Raw genomic sequence first — 249 nt, forward strand, 5'->3', positions numbered from 1 at the left:
GGCACTAGAAGCCGATGAAGGACGTTACTAACGACGATATGCTTTGGTGAGCTGTAAGTAAGCTGTGATCCAGAGATTTCCGAATGGGGGAACCCAGCACGAGTTATGTCGTGTTATCCATGCGTGAATTCATAGCGTATGAGAAGGTAGACCCGGAGAACTGAAACATCTTAGTACCCGGAGGAAGAGAAAGAAAATTCGATTCCCTGAGTAGCGGCGAGCGAAACGGGAAGAGCCCAAACCAACAAG

General features: G+C 48.6%; 1 rRNA gene. It reads left to right on the plus strand.

Going from position 1 to position 249, the window contains the following annotated elements:
- Positions 1 to 249 (plus strand): 23S ribosomal RNA (locus HHH54_RS11725); the annotation flags it as partial.

The organism is Staphylococcus canis, from assembly GCF_016238445.1.
GTDB classification, from domain to species: Bacteria; Bacillota; Bacilli; order Staphylococcales; family Staphylococcaceae; genus Staphylococcus; species Staphylococcus canis.